We start from the raw sequence: 19,438 nt of genomic DNA on the forward strand, positions 1-19,438 counted from the left end.
TATAAGGATGAGTAAAATTGCATTAGTAGTAGGAGCAAGTGGTATCACCGGAAGTAATTTAGCAATAAGTCTAATTAATGAGGGATGGAATACTTATGGTTTAGCCCGAAACCCTAACCTCGGGATTAAAGGCCTTAAACCAGTGATAGCTGATCTTTTAGATATTGATAGCCTAAAGGTGGGTTTAGCAGAAATAAAACCAACACATGTATACATTACAACCTGGATGAGAAATGATACCGAGGCAGAAAATATAAGGGTTAATAGTTTGATGGTTCGTAACCTTCTTGATGTTTTATCTATACATAAATCGGTTGAACATGTAGCTTTGGTTACAGGTTTAAAACATTATTTAGGTCCGTTTGAAGCCTATGCTCAAGATGGATTTCTACCTGAAACACCTTTGAGAGAGGAACACCCCCGCTTAAATATAGAAAATTTCTATTATGCTCAAGAAGATGAAGTTTATGAAGCTGCGCATCGTGATGGTTTTACCTGGAGCATCCACAGACCGCACACCGTTATCGGCCAGGCAGTGGGTAACGCTATGAATTTAGGCACAACATTAGCAGTTTATGCCACCATTTGTAAGGAAACAGGGCGTAAGTTTAGATGGCCAGGTTCGGCAGCACAGTGGAATGGATTATCAGATGTAACTGATGCGAAAGTTTTGGCCGCCCATTTAATTTGGGCATCAACCACAGAAGAAGCAAAGAATGAAGCTTTTAATGTTGTAAATGGCGATGTTTTTCGTTGGAGTAGATTATGGAATCGTTTGGCTGATTATTTTGAAATCGAATCGGTAGGTTTTGAAGGTACTATCCAGCCTCTGGAGAAAGAGATGGCTAATGATGTAGAGATTTGGGCAAATATTGCTGAAAAATATAAATTGAATGAAACAGATTTGAGTCGTTTGGCATCTGCATGGCATACAGATCTTGATCTTGGCAGACCAATAGAAGTAATGACTGATATGTCGAAAAGTAGAAAGATGGGGTTTTTAATATTTCAAAATACCGAGGATGCATTTTATGATTTGTTTGATTCCCTCCGTAAGGCCAATTTAATACCATAGTGAGATTATAAAAAGAGAATCAGATCTAAATAATATTTTAATGTCTATCTGTTGCAATTGAATGTAATGCATTGAGGTGTAATTTATTTCAGAGTATTCTTTTTGTTTAATAATCTCATTGGCATTGTGAAAATTTTAATCATTTATTTTGATAAAATGTATTGACTAATTAGAAAATTAGGTAAACAGTAAATAAAACCTAACATTCTTCTTAAAATAATTTAGATAGTTTTTAAACTGGTTGGTTTTTCAAATAAATTGCCGATTATAAAACTCATCTAAATTAATAATTATATATTTGCAGCCTTGAAAGGCAACACTTTGTGTGGTTTTCATGATTAGTTTAAGTCGTTATAACAAGACTTTTTTATTTTAAAGACAACCTAAACCACGTTAATGCTTAATTTAGTTCTCTTTGGCCCTCCAGGGGCGGGTAAAGGCACCCAATCTGAAAAGCTGATTTCAAAATATCAGTTGGTACATGTTTCAACAGGCGATCTTTTTAGAGCACACGTAAAAGGCGAAACAGAATTAGGAAAAAAAGTAAGTCAATTATTGGCAGATGGAGAATTGGTTCCAGATGCGATTACAATTGCCATGCTTGAAGAAGAGGTGGATAAAAATCCTGATGCAAAAGGTTTTGTGTTTGATGGTTTTCCACGTACGGTTCCTCAGGCTATAGAACTTGATTTGTTTTTAGAGCGTAAAGGCAGCAAAATTGCTGGTGTAATTGCTTTAGATGTTGATCAGGAAGAATTGACAAAACGCATTGCCGAACGTCATAAAGTTAGTGGCCGTCCGGATGATGATGCGGAAAAATTAAAGAAACGCATTTCAGAATACTTTGAAAAAACAATCCATGTATTGCCTTATTATGAGGAGCAGGGTAAGTTGAAAAAGGTAAATGGAATAGGTGAAATAGAAAATGTTTATACTGATCTTTGCGCTGTAATCGATCAGTTTTAAATTATATAATTTAAAAATAATAACATCCGCAAAAATAGCATTAGTTGTTTTTTGCGGATGTTTGTTTTTTAGCGATTTTTGCAAATCAAAAATCAGAGAACAAAAAAATACAAAAAACATTTGTCGGTTTTTTAATCTAAAATCGTCAATCTAAAATCGTAAATACTATGTCGCAGGGTTCTAATTTCGTAGATTATGTTAAAATTTGTTGCCGTTCTGGTAAAGGCGGAGCAGGTTCAGCACATTTGCATCGTGATATTTTAACCTCAATGGGTGGTCCTGATGGTGGCGATGGCGGCCGTGGTGGTCATATCATCGTTAAAGGAAGCATACACATTTGGACATTATTACACCTTAAATACCGCAAGCATATTATTGCTCAAGATGGTGGTGCCGGCGGAAGCTCTCATAAATTCGGTAAACAAGGTCAGGATGAAATTTTGGAAGTTCCGCTAGGAACTATTGCCAAAGATGCGGAGACAGGGGAGGTGCTTTTTGAAATTACAAAAGATGGCGAAACCAAAATTCTAACCGCTGGTGGTCGTGGAGGTTTAGGAAATGCTCACTTTAAAAATTCAGTGCAGCAAACTCCACGCTTTGCTCAACCAGGAGAGTCAGGGCAGGAAGTTTGGAATATTCTCGAATTAAAAGTTTTGGCCGATGTAGGTTTGGTTGGTTTCCCGAATGCGGGTAAATCTACTTTGCTATCTGTTGTATCGGCTGCAAAGCCAGAAATTGCAGATTATCCATTCACAACCATTGTACCCAATCTAGGAATCGTGAGTTACAGAGGAGGAAAGTCTTTCGTAATGGCCGATATTCCTGGTATTATCGAAGGTGCATCAAAAGGAAAAGGTTTAGGTTACCGCTTCCTGCGTCATATCGAACGTAACTCTGTTTTATTATTTATGGTTCCTGCCGATACCAGTAGAACCATCAGAGAAGAATATGAGATTTTAAAGAGTGAGTTGTTATCTTACAACCCTGAATTAATGCAAAAACCCCATGTTTTAGCCATTACCAAGTCTGATATGTTGGATGAAGAATTAATGGATGAAATGAAGCAGGACCTGCCAAATATCCCATCTATTTTTATATCATCTGTAGCACAAAAAAACTTATTAGAACTTAAGGATTTGCTGTTTAAAGCTATTGAGAGTTAAGGTTGAAGGTTGAAGGTTGAAGGTTGAAGGTTGAAGGTTGAAGGTTGAAGGTTGAAGGTTGAAGGTTGAAGGTTGAAGGAATTTGGATAAACAAGTTAACAATTTTTTTTCTAAATTTTCACTGCAGTTTAAGCAGTTAAACAATTTAGAAAATTCAAACAATTAACCATTTACCACCTCAAACCATCCACTATATAACCTACCCATTCTTTCAAAAGCATTTCCCAGGCTTGTAATGCTGATGCGCTTGGAATAAAATAATCTGCGAAATCATATTCCGTTTTACCAAAATAATCCGTCGGGTAGTAATCAATTTTATGTTTGGCAAAGCGATTAAAAATCAATCTCGATCTCGGGATATGCCAGGCACTGGTAATTACTAAAACTTTGGCATTAGGATTAATCTTCTCTACAATTGCCAAGCTATTTTTAGCATTTTCTATTGTGTTGCGACTTAAGTTTTCTACAACAATCGATGAATCTGGAATTCCTATTTGATGCAAATAGATTATAGTTAGATCAGCTTCTTTTTTACTTGTGTCAAATAAATTTGCACTTCCGCTGCTGATTAAAATTTTATTGATTCTGCCCGATTTGTATAAATCAATCGCTTGAAATAATCGATCGGAAGCCGATCCAAATTCGATTTTCTGGTTTCGTTCATTATAGCCAGAATATCCACCCAATACTATTCCAACATCATATTTTTGTTTAGTTGGATAACCAGACTCATAAAAATTGAAAAATTTACCAACAATAAAGCCGTTGGAAAAAAAGAGAAGAAAGACAAATGCTAGTATTAGAAACAGGCGTCTTTTTTTCGGAAAAAAAACTGCAATAACTAATGCTAAAAAAATCCAGGTGATCGGTTTAAGAAAATAGATAAGAATTTTAGAAAGAATGAATATCATTTTCGCAGTTTATACCGCAAAACTAAGAAAATGAACTGCTTATTAAAATGAAATTGTTGAGAGCCATGAGTGACTCTCAACAATCAAATTATCCTTGTCCTTCTTGCACTTGCCCATTTTCATGTGCATGCTCTAAAATATCTTTAATGTCAGATTTTGCCTTCTTAGTTACTTTGTGCTTAAAATGAGGCACCTCGTGTTCCACAATATCTTCTTCAATAGCTTCTACGCCAAAAACCTTCTCTTTTAACAGGTTGTATTTGTCTTGAAAACCATAGCGTAAATTTTTAGCACCACTGGCAATTTTTCCACGCGTCCCTTCTCCACTATCTGGAGCGAATAAAACACTTATTACTGCACCTGCAGCCAACCCCGCAACTAGCGCTAAAGCAATTTGAGCATTGCTGTTCGATTTGTGGGCAAAATATTTCCCGATTAACTTTCTGTATTTCATCTCTTTTAATATTTTGTTTAATTGTAAGATGTAGCCTTAAATAATAAAAATTTAATTTTAATTATCTGGGGTTCATAATGATGTATTTTTTATTCCAACAAACGCTAAGTTATAATGTTTCATAATTTTTTAAATCAGTAAAATTTTGAAATCTTGAGTGTAACGTGTTTTTTTGAAGCTTTGGCTTTCCTCAGAAATAAAAATCGCTCCCGCTCTTTGCCTTTATTAATGCCTTACAAAGAAACTTTGTGTTTAAACCTGACAGACGCGGCAGCCCCGAGTTTTTTTGCGAGGGCTAGAGCAAATGGCAGGGCTGCAAACCGCCAAGTGAACAGAACCCTCAATTTTCTAATTATTTTTTATATTGTAAATTAACCCCAATATTTATACCTCAAAATTTTTTATGGTAAAAGCGACAATAAATAAGGAGCATTACGCATGTTCAGTAACAAATGGCTCACACGATATTGTGATAGATGAGCCGATAGAATTAGGTGGAACGCACAAAGGGTTTGCACCAAAAGGTTTGTTGATGGCATCTTTGGCATCATGCGTGGCCATAACTTTAAGAATGTATGTAGACAGAAAAGGTTGGGAGGTTCAAAAAATTGAAGTAGTAGTGAATATGGGTATTGAAAATGCGCAAAATATATTTCTTGAAGAAATCACTTGTACGGGCAATTTAACCGATGAACAGAAACAAAGGCTTGAAGATATTGCGGCAAAATGTCCTGTAAGTAAAATCCTTACAGCTGGTAACGAAGTCCGATCGACAGTATTATAGCACAGATGGTGCAAAACTCGTTTACTTATTCCTACAAAGCTTTAATATCTTTGTATTGCTTCAGTTTTTTCTGGATTAAAAATTATTTATGGCTACCGAAATTAAATGCCCAAACTGTGCTCATGTTTTTCCGATGGAGGAGGCCATGGCCGAAGATTATAAGAAAGAGTTACGTGAGAAGGCGGCCGCTTATGCCAGACAAAAAGATGAAGAATATCAACGAAAGGTATTGGTTTTTGAATCAGATAAAAAGCAACAACAGAAAGCTTTTGAGGCTAAATTAATAGAAGAAAAAAATAAGCTGAAGGGCGATTTAGAAGAAAATTTACGTAAAAGTATCGCTTCTGATTATGAAACCAAGCTACAAATGCTGGAAGGTTCTGCTAAAGACAATGCTGAAAAATTAAGGTTGGCCCGCGAAAAAGAATTACAGTTTTTAAAACGCGAAGAAGGTTTGCTTTTAAAGGAGCAGGAAATGGAGCTCTCCATGCAGCGTAAAATGCAGGAGCAGCGTAACGAGTTGGTAGAGCAGATTCGGAAGCAGGAAGCTGAAAAAAACAGCATTAAAGATACCGAGCATCAGCTGCGCTTAAAAGAATTGGAAAAGCAACTCGATGACCAGAAAAAACTGGCTGAAGAGATGAAGCGCAAAGCCGAACAAGGCAGTATGCAATTGCAGGGTGAGGTGCAAGAACTTATTTTAGAAGAACTGTTGCGAAGTAATTTCCCTTTCGATTTAATTGAAGAGGTTGGTAAAGGTGTACGTGGGGCAGATTGTGTTCAAGTGGTTCGCAACAACTTTGGGCAAGAATGTGGTAAAATTATTTATGAAAGTAAACGCACCAAAGATTTTGGTGGCGACTGGATTGAAAAGCTAAAAAAAGATATGCGGAGCATGGGCGTTGATGTTGCGGTTATCGTTAGTCAATGTTATCCAAAAGGTATGGATTGTTTCGGGCAAAAGGATGGTGTGTGGATTTGCTCTTTTGAAGAGGTAAATGCAGTAGCTTACGTTTTAAGAGATGGGATTTTACGATTATCAAGCGCAGTGAAATCGCAGGAAAATCGTGGAGATAAAATGCACATGCTTTACGATTATTTGACCGGAGCTGAATTTTCTGAGCAATGGAAAGCCATTCGTGAGGGTTTTATGAGCATGAAATTGTCCATTCAACGCGAACGCGATGCGATGGAACGTTTATGGAAAGCCCGTGAAAAACAATTGGAAAAAGTATTGTTGAACGCTACGCACATCCGTGGCTCAATTGAAGGTATTGCAGGCAGTGATAGCATTCAGTTAAGTTTAACAGATGATGACGATGAAACTTTATTGTTGGATTAAGTACGAACGACACAGATAAAAGAACTCGTCATTGCGTGGTGCGAAGCAATCTTTTTAACAAATATTGAATTGAGATTGCTTCGTGCCTCGCAATGACGTGGAGTATAAAAGAATTAAAAAATAAATTATATAAAGTGAATAAAAACCTAAACTACAAATCCCTTAATTGCTCAAAATTTATGGCATTAATTTGCCTTTTGCTATTCTTCGGGAACGTTTCCGGACAGGAACTTAAATCGCCAGATGCTAATTTAGTGGCAAGCTTTTCATTGGCTGATGGCGGCGTACCTACTTATAGTTTAAAATATAAAGGCAAGCAGGTTATCAAAACCAGTAAACTCGGTTTAGAATTAAAGGATGGTAAATCTTTAATGAACGGATTTACCATTACGGATAGTAAAACGAGCACTTTCAATGAAACCTGGAAACCAGTTTGGGGCGAGGTAAAGGAAATCGTGAATCATTATAATGAATTGGCAGTTACCTTAACGCAAAAGGAAACCAATCGTTTTATTATTGTGCGTTTGCGTTTATTTAATGATGGTTTGGGATTCAGATATGAATTTCCTGAACAAAAAAATCTTGATTATTTCATCATTAAAGAAGAAAAAACACAATTTGCTTTAGCAGGCGACCATAAAGCTTTTTGGTTACCTGGCGATTATGATACACAGGAATACAGTATTGTTACTTCAAACCTTTCAGAAGTTCGTGGTAAAATGAAGGATGCGGTTACACCAAATGCATCGCAAACTACTTTTTCGCCAACAGGTTTACAAACTCCTTTAATGATGAAAAGTAAGGATGGTTTGTATATCAACATTCACGAGGCGGCTTTAATAAACTATTCGTTAATGTCGTTAAATCTGGATGATAAAAACATGGTTTTAGAATCGTGGTTAACGCCAGACGCAGTAGGAGATAAGGGTTATCTGCAAGCACCTTGCGTTACACCTTGGAGAACGATTATTTTGAGCGACAAAGCTGCTGACATTCTAACTTCAAAATTAACGTATAACCTTAATGAACCTACAAAATTCAAAGATGTATCGTGGATTAAACCAACAAAATATGTTGGTGTTTGGTGGGAAATGATAACGGGAAAAAGCACCTGGGCTTATAATGATTTAACAAGCGTTCAATTGGGTGTAACCGATTATTCAAAAACTAAACCAAATGGGAAACATGCGGCGAATACGGCTCACGTAAAAGAATACATCGATTTTGCGGCGAAACATGGTTTTGATGGTGTTTTGGTTGAAGGATGGAATGAAGGTTGGGAAGATTGGTTCGGTAAAACAAAAGATTATGTTTTTGATTTCGTAACGCCTTATCCTGATTTTGACGTGCAGGAATTGCATCGCTATGCGGCAAGTAAAAATGTTAAAATGATTATGCACCACGAAACTTCATCCTCGGTTCGTAATTATGAAAGACATTTAGATACCGCTTACAAATTTATGAAAGCCAATGGTTACGATGCAGTGAAAAGTGGTTACGTAGGCAATATGATTCCTCGTGGAGAACACCACTACGGACAGTGGTTAAATAACCATTATTTGTATGCAATTGAAAAAGCTGCAGACTATAAAATTATGGTTAATGCACACGAAGCAGTTCGCCCTACAGGTTTAGCTCGTACTTATCCGAATTTAATTGGAAACGAATCTGCCCGTGGAACTGAATATGAAGCTTTTGGCGGCAATAATGCCGACCATACTACCATTCTACCTTTTACACGGTTAATTGGCGGTCCGATGGATTACACGCCAGGAATCTTCGAAACTAAGGTAAGTGCTTATAATCCTGAAAACAATTCATTTGTTCATACAACACTTGCTCGCCAATTGGCACTTTATGTAACCATGTACAGCCCTTTGCAAATGGCTGCTGATTTACCAGAAACTTATAATAAATACTTAGATGCTTTCCAGTTTATTAAAGATGTAGCTGTTGATTGGGACGATACCAAAGTCTTAGAGGCGGAACCTGGAGATTACATTACATTTGCCCGAAAAGCAAAAGGAAAAAACAACTGGTTTGTTGGCAGAACCAATGATGAGATAGCACGTACTTCGAAAATTGATTTCAGCTTTTTAGATGCGGGAAAAAAATATACCGCAACCATTTATGCTGATGCAAAGGATGCGCATTACGAAACGAATCCTAAAGCTTATACCATTCGTAAAATGGAAGTAACTAATAAAACAAAATTGACTTTAAATTGTGCGCCAGGTGGCGGTTATGCAATTAGCATCATGCCAAAATAAGATTAACTTGTGAATGGTTTAGTATATTATTTTACCACAGAGTACATAAAGAAAAACCACCGAGTTCACGAAGTATATATAAAATTAGCTCTGCGTTTCTCTGTGAAAAACTCTGTGTGCTTTGTGGTAAACTTTAAATTTTTTAACCACAAGTACACTAAGAAAAAGCCACAGAGTACACGAAGTTTGTGTCAGATTAGCTCTGCGTTTCTCTGTGAAAAACTCGGTGTTCTCTGTGGTAAAACATTAATTAGTCGTTCCATTTGGAACGACTTTTTTTATAATAAAAATCCAACTTCTCTTTCTTTGCGTTTTCACTTTGTGTACTTTGCGGTTACCAAGAACAAACTCAACCTCAATGGCCAGGACAAATAATCACATCGAACTACAATTTTTAAGTGAACCATCTGATGTAAATTATGGTGGAAAAGTACATGGTGGAATGATGATGAAATGGATTGATCAAGCTGCATTTGCTTGCGCCTTACAATGGAGCGATTCTTATTGTGTAACGGTTTATGTGGGTGGCATAAGATTTTTTCATCCAGTACACATTGGCCATTTGGTAAAAATGGAAGCTCGCATTATTTACACAGGAAAAACAAGCATGCACATTGCTGTTGATGCATATTCCAAACCCATTGGAAAATCCGATTTTATTAAAAATACGCACTGTATTATTGTTTTTGTAGCAGTTGGAGAGGATGGGCAACCAAAACCGATTCCATCATTTAAACCTAAAACGGAGAAAGAAATAGCCATGCATGGTTATGCCATTAAGTTAATGGAATTGCGGAAAAGCATCGATAAAGAAATGGAACCTTACATTGTTTAAGTTGAAGCGATTGGTAAAGTAAAACTAAATCTGCTGCCTTCTCCAATAGCACTTTCAACCCAAATTTTACCTTCCTCAGCTTCGATAAAATCTTTAGAAATTGCTAATCCCAAACCCGATCCAGATTTGTTTTGTCCATCAGTAGGAACTTGAAAATAGCGGTCGAATAAGCGTTTCTGGTATTTTTCATCAATGCCTTTGCCGAAATCCTGAACCGAAAACTGAATGGATTTATCCTTTTGGAAAACATCAATAATAACTTTCGATTTTTCAGCGCTGTAACGCAATGCATTGGATAAAAAATTAACCAAAACCCAAGCTGTTTTCTGAATATCAGCATTTACTTTCGGCAAGTTCAGGTTACAGTTCAACTCCAGTTTTATTGATTTTTGTTCTGCCTGGAATTTAACGGCATCGATGGCGTAATGAACAATATCTTCAGGTTTTGTGATTGCGAAAGTAAGTTTAAGATTCCCTGTTTCCACTTGAGATAAATCCAAAAGTTCGCTTGTGATTTTTAAAAGTCTATCGCTATCTTCTTTGATGTGGGTTAAAAGCTGATTTTGTTCTTCATTCATTGCGCCAACGCGATGATCATTTAAGAGCTTTAAGCTCATTTTTATAGAAGAAAGCGGCGTTTTAAGTTCGTGAGAAACAGTAGCAATGAAATTGGTCTTGGCTTCGTCTAGTTCTTTAAACTGCGTAATGTTCTTTAAAACATAAACACTTCCAGCTGATTTTGAAGATTCAAATATGGTTTTATCTTCAGGTGTTTCATAATTGGGAATGATGATTTCCCTGTTTTCTAGTTGGAAATATGATTCCTTTTCATCAGCATAAATTTTAAGCGTTTTATCATCGGTTTCAGGTTTGATGATTCGCTTTAATAGTTCATTTTTTTTAATCAGTTCTGCAACATTCTGACCAATGATTTTTTCTTCATCCAAACTCATCAGCTTTGCGGCAAGATGATTTAAAAAGAGCACTTCTCCTTTTTCATTTAAGCCGATAATGGCATCTTGCATTTGTGCAATAATGGCTTCTATTCTCGATTTTTCTGATTTTATTTTAGATAAATTGCTGTTCTCCCATTCATTCAGTTTTACCACCATTCCATTAAAAGCATCAGCCAGTTCTGTAAATTCGTCGTGATTGTTAAAATGTAAGCGTTGCTTGTAATTTTTTCTACTAATTTGCTTAATCGCATCGCTAAATTCGGCAAGTGGATTAGCTACAAAACCCGGAAAATTAACAATGAAGGTAAAGAGGATTAAAAAGCTCAACATTGCGGCAATGGAAATATACAGGTTAGCATTTGATGAAGTTTTATTTGCCTGCTCATTTTTCTCATATATGGCCTTCATATTTACTTCTTCAATTTTTTGAAGTGCATTTCGTAGAGCGATTAGATTTTTAATCCCGGTTGGCTGCTGTAGAAATGCGTAGGCTGCTGCTAACTTTTGATAGGCGATTTTTTCACCATTTTCAGTAATGTTCTGCCCTTCATTTTTTAAGTTTTCATCGAATTTTTTAGCCAGTTCGTTTGATAGCGGAAATGTATTATTGTCGACAATATTTCTCATTGCGGCAACATATTTTAACGATTTGTAATTGTCTTTCAGGATTACTTTCGATTTATCAGAAAGCTCATTCAAAAAGAATAAAGCAATCAAGCCAAAGGATAAAACGATTATAAAGAGAAACCCGAATCCGAGGCGGAGCTTGGTTTTTATTTTCATGTTGATATTGTTTTTTTGTTAACTGCAAAGAGCGCTGAGTTTTTTCGCAAAGAAACGCAAAGCTAGTTCTTCAAACTCCGTGTACTCTTTAGTTTTTCTCAGTTTAATTTGTGGTTAATTAAATTAAGGTTTTTACCACAGAGAGCACCGAGTTCTTCACAGAGAAATACCAAGATAGTTGCCATTTACTTTGCGTTCTTTGCGTTTTTCTTTGTGTTCTTTGTGGTTAAATCCATTTATGATAGTATTACCAGATCAATTTCTTTTGCGGCTAAATTACGCAACAGTTGATTAAAAATTGCTGTTCGCAGGATGACCTGAAAAATATTTAAATGCGGTTTGCCAATGCAAATGGTGGTGATTTCTTTTTCTGTTGCCATATTGATAATACTTTGCGTAACCTGATTACTTTTAATTTTAATTACTTCGGCGCCTAGTTCTGTTGCCAGCTTAAAATGGTTAATTAAGTGCCGCTGTTTATCAAGCTTAATTTTATCTAAACTTTCTGCATCGCTTTGAACATAAAGAACAACCCAGGGCGAATGGTAATAGGAGGCAAGCCTTGCCGTTTTACGTATCACTACGCCTGCAGTTTCGGCATTGGACGAGATACAAGCCAAAAATCTTTCAGGCCTAAGTTTAATAGATTTAGGGATTTCAGCTTGGATTTTTCGCTCCACTTGATGAACCACTTCTTTTAATGCCAGTTCTCTAAGCTGTAAAATCTTATCCGATTGGAAAAAGTTTTCTAAAGCCCTTTCAATTTTGCTTTTATCGTAAATTTTTCCCTCTTTTAATCGGGTTACCAATTCATCAGCCGTTAAATCAATATTGACGATTTCATCTGCAATTTCAAGAATTTTATCGGGAATACGTTCTGTAACATTAATGCCAGTAATGTGTTCAATCTCCTCATTAATACTTTCTAAATGTTGAATATTTACTGCTGATATTACACTAATTCCTGCCTCCAGTAAATCGAAAACATCTTGCCAGCGTTTAGCATTTTTACTGCCCTCTGCGTTAGTATGCGCCAATTCATCAACCACAACAATTTCAGGGTGACGGTTTAAAATTCCTTGCAAATCCATTTCATCAATTTCCTTACCCCGATAAAAAATATTTTTTCTTGGGATTAAAGGTAAACCAGCAACCAAAGCTTCTGTTTCTGCTCTTTTGTGGGTTTCTACATAGCCAATGCAAATATCGATTCCGTTACGCAAAAGCGCATGAGATTCTTGCAGCATTCGGTAGGTTTTGCCCACGCCAGCGCTCATCCCAATGTAGATTTTAAGTTTTCCTCTCCTCGATTTTTTAATGAGATTTAGGAAGTTTTTAACTGAATCGTCTTTTGTCATCTATGTAAAATGTAATAATGTAAAATTGATGATGGAACTTTGCACATCATCCATTTTACATCTTACCTTATCCATCAATTAAAATGCTACTGCAATACTCGCCGTTAAAGTTGTATTCGCATTCACAGAATTATTTTCTCTGTTAAAAATTTTGTCCTTGCTATCATAGGTTTTTCCTTCTAAACGGATCACCGCGTTTGAGATTGGCGAGTAATCGAGGTTTAAAGAATAGCCTTTGGTTTTAAATCCATTAGGTGTTCCTGTTGATATAAAAATACCGTTTTTGTCTTCGTAATATTCAAATCTACCAGCAATGGCCCATTTTGGAGCGAACTTATATTGTGCAATTGCCACAGGCGATAAGATTTCATTTTTCTCGCTGCTCCCTTTAACTTTTTGCTGCGTTCCATAATCTAAACCAAGTGTTAAGCCAAATTTATCCGTAACCTGAAAGATTCCATAAATGTTATGGTAAAAACGGTTACTGCGAACAGAATCTGCACCTTCGGTTCCTAAATAATTGCTGTAGTTAACCGTGATTTTATCGGTCGGTTTCAAGGTTAATTGTAAACCACCAGCGGGTTTATTATTGCCGTCAACACGGGTAATTCTTTGCCATCCATTTAGGTAGAGTAGGGTCGCGGTTAATTTTCCATCTTGAGTGCCATAAGTAAGTTTTGCTCCTGATTCGTAATATGGTGTATTTTCTGAAGAAATATTTCTGGTTAGCACCCAACAATCTTTTGAAACCGCTCCTTCGAAACCAATGTGCGAAGAAAAAATACCGGCATCAATCCAAAGGTTTTCTGACTTGGATAATTTAATGCCTGCATTGGCCTCAAAAATATTCTTCAAAACGCCAGGTTCGGCGGCTAAGTTAGCGTTGGCATAAGTTCCTGCCATTACCGCCAAATTCGCACGGATTGAACCACTATCATAAGCCGCTTTGATAAAACCTAAATTTAAGTTTACCTCGTTGATTCTGTTGTGAGAATAAATAAAACCTGGGCGATTATGGTCTGCGGGTTTGTTAAAATCGTAGCCGTAGTAAGTTTCTAAATAACCAGAGAATTTTACTTTTGGCTCTTCCTGAGCGAATGCTGTTAAGCTTGCTGTTAATGTTGTTATAATTGTGATTAGTTTTTTCATTGTTATTGTATGGATTTCAAGGTTTTTTTAGTCGGCCGTCATTTCGACCGTAGTGGAGAAATCTTTGAATAATGTGTTGAAAGGCTCAAAGATTTCTCCGTTCCGCTGCGCTCCAGTCGAAAGGACGGACGCCGTTTAAGATTCTGATTTTTTAAAGCGGTCGTCATTGCTTCGTGCCTCGCAATGACGACTTATCGGATTACAAATTATCAAGTGCCAAATTCAGTTTTAAAACATTTACTGATGATGGCCCGAATAAGCCTAGTAATGGTTTTAAGGTATTCATCGCCACTAAATCCTTAACCTTCTGCTCGCTTATTTTTCTGGTTTTTGCAATTCTGGCAATTTGAATGGCTGCACCTTGCTCAGAAATATTTGGGTCTAACCCACTTCCTGAAGCAGTAACCATATCGGCAGGAATTTCTGATTTTTTCAACCCTGGGTTGTATTTCAAAAGTGTATCAATTCTTGATTGAACTTCTTTCAAATAATCTGGATTGGATGGACCTTTGTTCGAGCCTGCAGAGCCTGCTGCATTGTAAGCAACTGCTGATGGACGACCCCAGAAATATTCTGGTTTGGTAAACGATTGACCTAATAATTGGTAGCCAACAGTTTTTCCATTTTTGGAGATTTTTTCTCCGCCACCTTTTCCGTTAGAAAGTTTGCCTGCTAACGCGATGCTAATTGGGTAGATGATGCATAATAATACGATTAAAACTAAGGTTAAGCGTAGCGATTGTATGATGTATTTTTTCATTTCAGTGATTTTATATAGTAAATGATTATTAGGGAATGGCAAATAGATTTGAATTTTAGGTAATGGCTATTAGGGAATAGTTTTAGATAATGGTTATTAGCGACCAGTGGTATTTCAATTATCTATTCCCTATTCCCCATTTCTCTTTTAAACAAGCAACCCAATTACCAAGTCAATTAATTTGATGCCGATAAACGGAGCAACAACACCTCCGATGCCATAAATAAATAAGTTTCTACGAAGCAAAGCAGTAGCGCCAATCGGTTTATATGCCACGCCTTTTAACGCCAACGGAATTAAAATCGGAATGATAATCGCGTTGAAAATTACGGCCGACATAATCGCACTTTCAGGTGTATGCAAACCCATAATATTTAGACTTTGTAAAGCTGGGATGGAAGCAATAAACAATGCCGGAACGATTGCGAAATACTTAGCCACATCATTCGCGATGGAGAAAGTAGTCAGTGTTCCTCGGGTAATTAAAAGCTGCTTCCCGATTTCTACAATTTCGATTAATTTGGTTGGGTCGTTATCCAAATCAACCATGTTTCCAGCTTCTTTTGCAGCTTGCGTTCCGCTGTTCATCGCCACGCCAACATCAGCCTGTGCAAGCGCAGGTGCATCATTTGTACCATCGCCCATCATGGCAACCAGTTTGCCTAAAGCCTGTTCATCTTTAATGTAATTCATTTTATCCTCAGGTTTTGCTTCCGCGATAAAATCATCTACACCAGCTTTTTCGGCAATATATTTGGCCGTTAAAGGATTATCGCCCGTTACCATTACAGTTTTTACCCCCATTTTTCTTAAGCGTTCGAAACGTTCGCTAATCCCTGGTTTAATAATGTCCTGTAATTCAATTACGCCTAAAGCCTTTTCGTTTTCTGAAACCACTAAAGGTGTTCCTCCATTTGTAGCGATGGATTTTACATGGTCTTCAATATCTGATGGAAAAATATTCCCAGCTTTTTCAACGATATTCCTGATGGAATCAAAAGCACCTTTTCTGATGCGTCTTCCATCGGCAGTATCCAATCCGCTCGAACGGGTTTCGGCTGTAAATTTGATAAATGTTGAACCTTGTGGTGTTCCTGAATTATTGAAACCTTGTTCAGCCGCTAATTCAATAATCGATTTTCCTTCAGGAGTTTCATCCGCTAAAGAACTTAACACGCAAGCATCGATAAAATCTTTAATAATTACGCCTGCGGTTGGGTAGAAGTTGGTTGCTTTGCGGTTACCGATGGTTATCGTTCCAGTTTTATCCAAAAGCAAAACATCTATATCGCCCGCAGTTTCTACCGCTTTACCCGATTTGGTAATCACATTTGCTCTTAAAGCTCGGTCCATTCCGGCGATACCGATGGCCGATAATAAACCGCCAATAGTCGTTGGGATTAAACAAACGAACAGTGAAATTAATGCCGCAATGGTAATCGGCGTGTTGGCGTAGTCTGCAAATGGTTTCAACGTAACACAAACGATAATGAAAACCAAAGTAAAACTTGCTAAAAGTATTGTCAAGGCAATTTCATTCGGTGTTTTCTGACGGGAAGCACCTTCAACCAAAGCAATCATTTTATCTAAAAAGCTTTCGCCAGGAGCGGTACTCACTTGTACTTTTATCTCATCTGATAAAACTTTTGTTCCGCCAGTTACCGACGATTTATCACCACCAGATTCACGAATAACTGGTGCAGATTCGCCTGTTATTGCTGATTCATCAATGGTTGCGATACCTTCGATAATTTCCCCATCGGTGGGAATGGTATCGCCAGTTTCGCAAACAAAAACATCGCCTTTTTTTAATTGATTTGATGAACGGATTTCAATTGTTCCATTAGCTAAAAGCACTTTTGCTGGCGTTTCTTCACGGGTTTTACGTAAACTATCTGCTTGTGCTTTACCTCTAGCTTCAGCAATTGCTTCAGCGAAATTGGCAAACAAAATGGTTAACAAAAGCACTAAAAAGATAAAGAAATTATACAGCGGAGAGCCTTGTCCGCTGTTACTGAAAGAGTACACGGTAACGTAAGCCATTACCAAAGTGCCAATTTCAACGGTAAACATTACCGGATTGCGAACCATTACCCGTGGGTCGAGTTTGATGAAAGATTGTTTCAATGCAGTTTGCACTAAAGCAGGTTCGAATAATTTATTATTGGGTTTCATTTTTAAATATGTAAGATGTTTGATGTAAGATGGATGATGTGTTTTGGACTGTTCCAATATTCATTTTCCATCATTTATAAATCTTTGGAGTTGAATGATGTTTAAGCTATTCACTTATCCATCTTCCATCTCACGTTTTACCTCAATTGAGAAAAATATTCTGCCAACGGCCCCAAAGCCAACGCTGGAAAGTACGATAGGGCATTAAGCACTAAAATCACAGCGAAAGTCATGAGGGCAAAGGTTTTGGTGTCGGTTTTTAAAGTTCCTGCAGATTCTGGTATAAATTTTTTAGCGCCTAATAAACCTGCAATGGCAACTGGTCCAATAATCGGCAAGAAGCGACCTAAGAAAATAATCACGCCTGTAAGCACATTCCAGAATACATTGTTATCGCCTAAACCTTCAAAGCCAGAACCATTGTTCGCATTTGATGAAGTGACTTCGTAAAGCATTTCGGAGAAACCGTGGAAACCAGGATTATTTAACCAGTTTTTAGGTTGGGTAGCCCAAGCGGCATCGCCATGATTGGTAAATACAAAACTTGCAATGGCTGTTCCCGCTAAAATTAAAAACGGACTTAACAACGTAATGATGGCGGCGATTTTAATCTCTCTCGCTTCAACCTTATGACCTAAAAACTCAGGCGTTCTGCCCACCATTAATCCCGAAATAAATACAGCGATAATCAGATAAATGAAATAATTTAATAAACCCACGCCACAACCACCATAAATGGCGTTAATCATCATGGCTAATAATTGCCATAAGCCTGTTAATGGCATCGTGCTATCATGCATTCCATTCACCGAACCAGTAGAAATAACTGTCGTTAACGTACTCCAATAGGCTGTGGCAGCTGGTCCGAGGCGTACTTCTTTACCTTCCATTGCGCCAGTAGTTTGCGATATGCCCATTTTAGCTAAAGCAGGGTTTCCGCCTAACTCTGAAGTTAAAGTCGGAATCATCAGCATAAATAAACCAATCGTCATTACGCCGAAAATGGTCCATGCTAACTTTCTCCTGCGGATGAAATAACCAAAAGCGATAATCATGGCCATTGGAATAATGGTTTGCGCAATGATTTCGACCATATTGGTTAAGTAACTCGGGTTTTCGAATGGATGGGCAGAATTTGCACCAAAATACCCACCACCATTCGTTCCCAAGTGTTTTATGGCAATCATCTGCGCTGCAGGACCGCGAGAAACATTTACGGTATCGCCTTGAAGAGAAATAAACTGGTCTTTCGCATCGTAACTAGCTGGTGTACCGTTAAAAGTTAAAACTAAGGCCACAAAAATTGATAATGGCAATAGCAAACGAGTGATAGATTTCACAAAAAACTCCCAGAAGTTGCCTAGCTGTGTGGTGGTTTTATCTCTAAAAGCTTTGAATAAAACTACGGCTGCGGCTATACCAGTGGCTGCACTTACAAATTGAAGAAACATCAGCACAAATTGCTGTGTTAAATAACTTACGCCGCTTTCGCCCGAATAATGTTGCAGGTTACAATTGGCTACAAAACTGATGATGGTATTGAAAGCTAAATCAGGTGTCATGCCTGGATTTCCATCAGGATTGAAAGGCAGTTTATCTTGAAATATCAATACAAAAAAACCATAAAACAACCATAAAATATTAATGGTTAATAAGGCTTTTAATTGTTGTTTCCAGTTCATCTGTTCTTTAATATTGATGCCTGAAAGTTTATAAATTCCGTTTTCGAGCGGTTTTAAAAAGTCTGTCCAAACTTTTTCTCCTGCAAAAACCTTCGCCAAATATTTCCCCAAAGGGATAGCAATGACTATCGTTAGCAAGAAGGTGGCAATAATGCCTGTTAATTCAGTGTTCATTTTTTTTGTTTTGGGAGAATGGGAGATGTAGGGAATTGGAAATAGGTATTTTGAAATAAATGTTTTAAAATAGGTAATCGGAAATAGATTAATGTTCTATTCTATATTGCCTATTTTCAATTTTCCATTCCCCATTTTTCTACTTTCCATTTTTTCTGTTTTAAAATTTTTCTGGTTTAATCAACACGTAAATCATATAAATAAATACGGCGATTGCGATGATAAATAGTGCTAACATTTTCTTTAGATTTTTTCAAACCAATCGATAGAAAGGTAAGTTGCCCAACAGAGCAGGATTAGAATTAGAAACAGGATAATTGTCATAACTTATTGATTTATGAAATGCCTATTGCCAACTCTTGTGCCGTTGAATATAAAATTGATTCAAGTTGTTGTTTTTCAGTTGCTTGCTTATTTTCTGATATCTTTAGGCAAAAAAAAACCTTTCCATTTTGGAAAGGTTTTTATCGTTTTGGATAAGGAAGAAGAAATAGTAAAAGTTATTTTTTATAATTTGGATGAAGACCATTCGGCTCAACCTGGTTAAAATAATACTTGAATTATCAAAGGATGAACTGTATTTTTAGTATAACGAGCTATG

The 19,438-nt window shown here is 37.0% G+C and carries 17 protein-coding genes; 8 read left to right on the plus strand and 9 right to left on the minus strand.

Annotated elements, in window-relative coordinates:
- Window positions 1–7 precede the first annotated feature (7 nt).
- The 3 genes from LUA91_RS06345 (at window position 8) to obgE (ending at window position 3,204) form a co-directional block, all read left to right on the plus strand.
- Window positions 8–1,075 carry an SDR family oxidoreductase gene (locus LUA91_RS06345; protein ID WP_231425185.1) on the plus strand — a complete coding sequence of 356 codons (1,068 nt, stop codon included), beginning with the start codon at window positions 8–10 and terminating at the stop codon, window positions 1,073–1,075.
- 396 nt (window positions 1,076–1,471) lie between these two features.
- Window positions 1,472–2,041 carry an adenylate kinase gene (locus tag LUA91_RS06350; protein ID WP_231425186.1) on the plus strand — a complete coding sequence of 190 codons (570 nt, stop codon included), beginning with the start codon at window positions 1,472–1,474 and terminating at the stop codon, window positions 2,039–2,041.
- Window positions 2,042–2,208: 167 nt separating this feature from the next.
- Entirely contained in the window at window positions 2,209–3,204 is a 996-nt protein-coding gene (gene obgE, locus LUA91_RS06355; protein WP_231425187.1) for a GTPase ObgE, read from the plus strand.
- A 170-nt stretch (window positions 3,205–3,374) separates the two neighbouring features.
- On the opposite strand, the gene LUA91_RS06360 is transcribed toward obgE, so the two are convergent.
- On the minus strand, window positions 3,375–4,115 hold the full coding sequence (locus tag LUA91_RS06360) for a YdcF family protein (RefSeq protein WP_231425188.1): 741 nt from the start codon (window positions 4,113–4,115) through the stop codon (window positions 3,375–3,377).
- Window positions 4,116–4,203: 88 nt separating this feature from the next.
- Window positions 4,204–4,569: a YtxH domain-containing protein gene (locus LUA91_RS06365; RefSeq protein ID WP_231425189.1), complete on the minus strand. Its 366-nt coding sequence runs from the start codon at window positions 4,567–4,569 to the stop codon at window positions 4,204–4,206.
- Window positions 4,570–4,972: 403 nt separating this feature from the next.
- On the opposite strand from LUA91_RS06365, the gene LUA91_RS06370 reads away from it, so the two are divergent.
- The 4 genes from LUA91_RS06370 to LUA91_RS06385 all read left to right on the plus strand — a co-directional run bounded on the left by LUA91_RS06370 (window position 4,973) and on the right by LUA91_RS06385 (window position 9,800).
- A complete protein-coding gene (locus LUA91_RS06370) occupies window positions 4,973–5,353 on the plus strand; it encodes an OsmC family protein (RefSeq protein WP_231425190.1) in 381 nt (126 codons plus the stop codon).
- A gap of 88 nt (window positions 5,354–5,441) precedes the next feature.
- Complete coding sequence (locus tag LUA91_RS06375) at window positions 5,442–6,695, plus strand: DUF2130 domain-containing protein (protein ID WP_231425191.1); 1,254 nt, start codon at window positions 5,442–5,444, stop codon at window positions 6,693–6,695.
- A 179-nt stretch (window positions 6,696–6,874) separates the two neighbouring features.
- Window positions 6,875–8,965 carry a glycoside hydrolase family 97 protein gene (locus LUA91_RS06380; protein ID WP_231425192.1) on the plus strand — a complete coding sequence of 697 codons (2,091 nt, stop codon included), beginning with the start codon at window positions 6,875–6,877 and terminating at the stop codon, window positions 8,963–8,965.
- 358 nt (window positions 8,966–9,323) lie between these two features.
- Window positions 9,324–9,800 (plus strand): acyl-CoA thioesterase, encoded by a 477-nt coding sequence (locus tag LUA91_RS06385; protein ID WP_231425193.1) that lies wholly within the window; start codon window positions 9,324–9,326, stop codon window positions 9,798–9,800.
- On the opposite strand, the gene LUA91_RS06390 is transcribed toward LUA91_RS06385, so the two are convergent.
- The 7 genes from LUA91_RS06390 to LUA91_RS20720 form a co-directional block, all read right to left on the minus strand.
- Window positions 9,797–11,539: an ATP-binding protein gene (locus LUA91_RS06390; protein ID WP_231425194.1), complete on the minus strand. Its 1,743-nt coding sequence runs from the start codon at window positions 11,537–11,539 to the stop codon at window positions 9,797–9,799. The two genes, LUA91_RS06385 and LUA91_RS06390, sit on opposite strands and share 4 nt — an antisense overlap.
- Before the next feature lie 236 nt (window positions 11,540–11,775).
- Window positions 11,776–12,897 carry a sensor protein KdpD gene (locus LUA91_RS06395; protein ID WP_231425195.1) on the minus strand — a complete coding sequence of 374 codons (1,122 nt, stop codon included), beginning with the start codon at window positions 12,895–12,897 and terminating at the stop codon, window positions 11,776–11,778.
- 78 nt (window positions 12,898–12,975) lie between these two features.
- Entirely contained in the window at window positions 12,976–14,046 is a 1,071-nt protein-coding gene (locus LUA91_RS06400) for a porin (RefSeq protein ID WP_231425196.1), read from the minus strand.
- Between the two features lie 199 nt (window positions 14,047–14,245).
- Window positions 14,246–14,806 (minus strand): K(+)-transporting ATPase subunit C, encoded by a 561-nt coding sequence (locus LUA91_RS06405; RefSeq protein ID WP_231425197.1) that lies wholly within the window; start codon window positions 14,804–14,806, stop codon window positions 14,246–14,248.
- Between the two features lie 147 nt (window positions 14,807–14,953).
- The gene (gene kdpB, locus LUA91_RS06410) at window positions 14,954–16,981 is read right to left on the minus strand and encodes a potassium-transporting ATPase subunit KdpB (RefSeq protein WP_231425198.1); all 2,028 of its coding nucleotides are present in this window, start codon (window positions 16,979–16,981) and stop codon (window positions 14,954–14,956) included.
- 137 nt (window positions 16,982–17,118) lie between these two features.
- Window positions 17,119–18,837: a potassium-transporting ATPase subunit KdpA gene (gene kdpA / locus LUA91_RS06415; protein WP_231425199.1), complete on the minus strand. Its 1,719-nt coding sequence runs from the start codon at window positions 18,835–18,837 to the stop codon at window positions 17,119–17,121.
- A 160-nt stretch (window positions 18,838–18,997) separates the two neighbouring features.
- Window positions 18,998–19,075 carry a potassium-transporting ATPase subunit F gene (locus LUA91_RS20720; RefSeq protein WP_082468366.1) on the minus strand — a complete coding sequence of 26 codons (78 nt, stop codon included), beginning with the start codon at window positions 19,073–19,075 and terminating at the stop codon, window positions 18,998–19,000.
- Window positions 19,076–19,174: 99 nt separating this feature from the next.
- Here LUA91_RS20720 and LUA91_RS06420 point away from each other — a divergent pair, with 99 nt between their 5' ends.
- Window positions 19,175–19,384: a hypothetical protein gene (locus tag LUA91_RS06420; protein ID WP_231425200.1), complete on the plus strand. Its 210-nt coding sequence runs from the start codon at window positions 19,175–19,177 to the stop codon at window positions 19,382–19,384.
- The last annotated feature ends 54 nt before the right edge of the window (window positions 19,385–19,438 follow it).

This window comes from Pedobacter sp. Leaf250 (genome assembly GCF_920984735.1).
In the GTDB taxonomy this organism is placed as follows: domain Bacteria; phylum Bacteroidota; class Bacteroidia; order Sphingobacteriales; family Sphingobacteriaceae; genus Pedobacter.

What these genes read in the sequence shown, in the direction of transcription:
- LUA91_RS06345 (WP_231425185.1), top strand. Translation starts at nt 8, where the DNA reads ATGAGTAAAATTGCATTAGTAGTAGGAGCAAGTGGTATCACCGGAAGT.
- LUA91_RS06350 (WP_231425186.1), top strand. Translation starts at nt 1,472, where the DNA reads ATGCTTAATTTAGTTCTCTTTGGCCCTCCAGGGGCGGGTAAAGGCACC.
- obgE (WP_231425187.1), top strand. Translation starts at nt 2,209, where the DNA reads ATGTCGCAGGGTTCTAATTTCGTAGATTATGTTAAAATTTGTTGCCGT.
- LUA91_RS06360 (WP_231425188.1), bottom strand. Translation starts at nt 4,115, where the DNA reads ATGATATTCATTCTTTCTAAAATTCTTATCTATTTTCTTAAACCGATC.
- LUA91_RS06365 (WP_231425189.1), bottom strand. Translation starts at nt 4,569, where the DNA reads ATGAAATACAGAAAGTTAATCGGGAAATATTTTGCCCACAAATCGAAC.
- LUA91_RS06370 (WP_231425190.1), top strand. Translation starts at nt 4,973, where the DNA reads ATGGTAAAAGCGACAATAAATAAGGAGCATTACGCATGTTCAGTAACA.
- LUA91_RS06375 (WP_231425191.1), top strand. Translation starts at nt 5,442, where the DNA reads ATGGCTACCGAAATTAAATGCCCAAACTGTGCTCATGTTTTTCCGATG.
- LUA91_RS06380 (WP_231425192.1), top strand. Translation starts at nt 6,875, where the DNA reads ATGGCATTAATTTGCCTTTTGCTATTCTTCGGGAACGTTTCCGGACAG.
- LUA91_RS06385 (WP_231425193.1), top strand. Translation starts at nt 9,324, where the DNA reads ATGGCCAGGACAAATAATCACATCGAACTACAATTTTTAAGTGAACCA.
- LUA91_RS06390 (WP_231425194.1), bottom strand. Translation starts at nt 11,539, where the DNA reads ATGAAAATAAAAACCAAGCTCCGCCTCGGATTCGGGTTTCTCTTTATA.
- LUA91_RS06395 (WP_231425195.1), bottom strand. Translation starts at nt 12,897, where the DNA reads ATGACAAAAGACGATTCAGTTAAAAACTTCCTAAATCTCATTAAAAAA.
- LUA91_RS06400 (WP_231425196.1), bottom strand. Translation starts at nt 14,046, where the DNA reads ATGAAAAAACTAATCACAATTATAACAACATTAACAGCAAGCTTAACA.
- LUA91_RS06405 (WP_231425197.1), bottom strand. Translation starts at nt 14,806, where the DNA reads ATGAAAAAATACATCATACAATCGCTACGCTTAACCTTAGTTTTAATC.
- kdpB (WP_231425198.1), bottom strand. Translation starts at nt 16,981, where the DNA reads ATGAAACCCAATAATAAATTATTCGAACCTGCTTTAGTGCAAACTGCA.
- kdpA (WP_231425199.1), bottom strand. Translation starts at nt 18,837, where the DNA reads ATGAACACTGAATTAACAGGCATTATTGCCACCTTCTTGCTAACGATA.
- LUA91_RS20720 (WP_082468366.1), bottom strand. Translation starts at nt 19,075, where the DNA reads ATGTTAGCACTATTTATCATCGCAATCGCCGTATTTATTTATATGATT.
- LUA91_RS06420 (WP_231425200.1), top strand. Translation starts at nt 19,175, where the DNA reads ATGAAATGCCTATTGCCAACTCTTGTGCCGTTGAATATAAAATTGATT.